This is a genomic window from Moorena sp. SIO4E2 (genome assembly GCF_010671945.1).
GTDB lineage: Bacteria > Cyanobacteriota > Cyanobacteriia > Cyanobacteriales > Coleofasciculaceae > Moorena > Moorena producens.
Genome location: NZ_JAAHIE010000784.1, coordinates 1 through 2,830, shown reverse-complemented (window position 1 = coordinate 2,830; position 2,830 = coordinate 1). Strand labels below are relative to the sequence as shown.

Annotated in this window: 1 protein-coding gene; it reads right to left on the bottom strand. The window is 44.6% G+C overall.

Going from position 1 to position 2,830, the window contains the following annotated elements; genetic code table 11:
* Positions 1-101: 101 nt before the first annotated feature.
* Positions 102-2,830 (bottom strand): NACHT domain-containing protein (locus tag F6K37_RS37145; protein ID WP_502887809.1); only part of this gene is annotated, 2,729 nt, incomplete at its 5' end.

Genomic DNA, 2,830 nt, shown 5'->3' with positions numbered 1-2,830 from the left:
ATCAATTGAAGAATTAGAATGTTTGTTAAATCATCTTTTAAATGAAGGAGGGTTAATTATAAAATGGGTACGAAAAATAAAAAACAAAGGCAATGCTGTTATCACAGTTTAAATGCGCAACAGCTTAAGGTTTCTCCAGGTTGACCACAAGCTATGTATAAACTTGCTAACTGAGTTTTTACCCATTGCTCTTCACTTAGCTTTATAGTATTAGCGGCTTCTTGTAGACACCTAATCACTTCATCCTTTTGATTAAACCTTTCAATATCTCGTAGCCTGGTCAACAATGCCTTAATCGTTTCATGTTCAAAGTCTTGATCTAACCCCAAGTAAGTCGAGACCAACTGCTGAATCACCCTGGCTCGAATCTTGCTGTTGACATCAACATCAGCCAAAACTTGACCCGCAAACAGTAAATCCTGCAATACCGATGGCGACTCCTGGTATGAAACCGTTGAATCTTCCCCTAAGACTGGCCAAACTAAAACCACATCCTGCGATGAATGCTTTATAATCCTGATTTCCCCATGATCAATCCTAGGCTGATACTGATCTAAGGGTTTAAAAAATCCTTGAACTAACTTATTTATTCGTCTGGGATTCTCACTGCCCAAATACCCTAAGGCTAACAAAATTGGTTCATCCCAACGGGCTTCATATCGATGGGAATTAATAATATCGAGAATCTCACTAACATCATTATCCGCAATATACCGAGCGGCAAAATATTCTTCAAAGGTCAGATGCATAAACCCATAACTACCAGGGGCACGTTCTACAAACAAACCGGTTGTTTCCCTGACCCTCAGCAAAAAATCATTAATTTGCCACTGCACGCTCTCGGAATCTGGGTCTTCATCATTCAACTCCCCATGGATTTGGGCTAGTTGTTCCCTAACCTCTGGTTCACTGACTAATCCCGAGGGTTTGTGTTCATGCATCCAGTAAGCCAAGGGAGCCAACAGTGCCATCACCTGACTTTCTTTGAGCACTACGGTCTCAACACCGGGCAATTTTTTGCTCAATTGCCAATCTTCCGTCAAGGTTTGGACCGCTAATTCATAGAGTTTTACCCGTTGATTGGGCAAGCGAGAGCCATTGCGGTGAATTAATGCCAAAATCGTTAACAATAAGGGATTCCCGGTCATACGCTTGACTCCCTCACTGGCTCTGATCGCTTCCTTAAGTTCCCCACTTTGATGATCGGCTTCCTGCTGCCAATAGTGCTGACTGGCATCCGGCCTTTGAGCTTTCTCTACCGCTAGACACCATCGGTCCAGAAAACGATCCACCTGTTCCGGTTCCATCTCAGTAATGGTGAAATGGGAAAACCGTTGGCTTAATTTAACTTCCCGATAGCCAGCAATCCGGCTAGTAATCACAAACTTGTTCTTCGGGAATTCCTTAACAAACTCTTCAATTTTGTCAACTATCTGCTGACGTATTTCCTGATTAAACACTTCATCTAAGCCATCCAACAGCACCAGACACACCCCACTATGGAGTTTGCGACATAAATGCTCAAAAATGGTTGTATTAGTATCGGATCTACCAAGTTGACTTGGTTTTGCCCCCCTAGAGCGTGTCTTCAAACTCGGAGATCCCCCTAAATCCCCCGAGCGAGCAATCCCTCGCTCGGGGGACTTTGAGTATTGCTCCCCCCTTATTAAGGGGGGCTGGGGGGGATCATCATCTTGCGGAAAACTTTGAAAACACGCCCTAACCCCCCAATTTTGCGGGGAAATGCTATCAAAGTCCCCCAGAATTGGGGGATTTAGGGGGCTATTGCTAACTCCTGTCTCAAAGTCCCCCAGAATTGGGGGATTTAGGGGGCTATTGCTCAGTTCGTTACCAGTCTGATTTGTAAATTGACTTTGCCACTGCTCAGAGAATTCCCTAAGAAACTGTTGCAAGCTCAAGTCGGATTGGGTTGCCAACCGTTCCGCATAGTCAGCAATCCGAAAGAAAACCGGTAAGCGAGTTTGCCCCAAATCCTCTTCAGCCTCCCCTGCTAATACCGTTTCCTGGTCATCCCGTTGAGCGGTGGCAAAATGAAGCGCTAGATATTTCAGCAGGGTGGTTTTCCCAGCACCAGGGTCTCCCAAAATGATGCTATACTGACTATCCTGTATGGCTTTGGCTAAATCAACCTTTTGCGGAATAGTTTTAGTATTGCTAGAGATATCGATATCCTGGGGTATTGCTTCAAACTCATCAAACCTAATCGAAGGGCTAGATAAATTAGCTTTAGATAAATGCCTAGCATCGGAGCTATCAACCACTAGCTTCTGACGTTCAGCCTTCAGGGAAATATAGACCTGATCCAGAAAAATATCGACTTGGCGCTGCACCTGCATCACGCCACTAAACTTAAGATTAGAATTCTGGGCAATTAACCAATCCAGATAGGGATAAAATAACTGTGCCAAGGGGGGATGGGTTTGAAATTCCACAATCTGCTCCCGCCAATCCCAGAAATCCGGAGCCCGCAGGCGAAACTCATCCAAAAATTGTGGTTTATTGAGCCAAAACATCAATACCATGTCTCGCTCAAACAGGGATTCTCTACCGACATTCAGTCGTTTTAGCTCATTGATGCGACGAGGTATCTCCAACTGATCAATCCCGAAGGCCATGATTAGAGGACGACTGGGAGCAGGAGTGTTGACAGAGGTCTCTTGATCTAGGGGATTAAGACCGTAGAGAAAATTAATTAACGAATCCTGACTGTAGAAAAAATTGCGAACCTGAAACCCTTCCTCACTAAAGGCTTCTTGATTAACAACAGATGTAAACTGCTCCACCACTGGATGCTTGGGACCACTTTCGG